This is a genomic window from Sphingomonas endophytica, from assembly GCF_001476895.1.
Taxonomy (GTDB): Bacteria; Pseudomonadota; Alphaproteobacteria; order Sphingomonadales; family Sphingomonadaceae; genus Sphingomonas; species Sphingomonas endophytica_A.
Map to the genome: position 1 here is coordinate 1 of NZ_LDTB01000126.1, position 686 is coordinate 686.

The 686-nt window shown below is 74.1% G+C and carries 1 protein-coding gene; it reads right to left on the reverse strand.

The window, feature by feature from the left end; all coding sequences use genetic code 11:
• The coding region (locus tag NS334_RS16290) for a TolC family protein (protein WP_193753140.1) at positions 1–686 on the reverse strand (686 nt) is incomplete at both ends.

The following is a 686-nucleotide window of genomic DNA, read 5'->3' on the forward strand; positions in this document are numbered from 1 at the left end:
ATAACGAAGCGGTGGTCGGCGACGTCGCGGGCGGCGCCGACCACCGCTTCGTTATAGCTGGCGGTGGCGACATCGACCGCGGCGGTCGCGCCGGCCAGATCGGCGCGCAGCCGCCCGCCGTCGAACAGCGGCAGATGGATTGCCGCGCCGCCGCCCGCCGTCCCGGAATCGAGATCGACGAAATTGCCGAAGCCGATCGCCTGCAACCCGACCAAGGCGGTCAGGTTGATGTTGGGATAGAAGGCACGGCGCGCGACCTGTCGGCCGGCCTGCGCCGCCGTCACCCGCGCCTCGGCGGCGGCGATATCGGCACGGCGCGCGAGCAGGTCGGCGGGGATGGCAGCGGGCAACGGCAGCGCGGCGTCGGCGCGCAGCCGCGTCGGCTGGATCGCGGCGGCATAATCGCTGCCGCGCCCGGCCAGTGCGGCCAGCGCATTGGTGGCCAGCACGCGCGCGGCCTGCGCCTGCACCAGTGCGAGCCGCGCCTGGGCGAGCAGGGTGCCCGCCGCCGTCACATCGATCCTGCTGGCGAGCTGGCTGCGTTCGCGCACCTGCACCAGCGACAGCGAGCCTTCGCGCGCCTTGATCGTGCGCGCGGCGATCGCCGCGCGACGTTCGGCACGCGCCACCTCGACATAGCTTTGCACGACCGCGCCGGCGAGCATCAGCCGCGCGGCGGCGGCGTC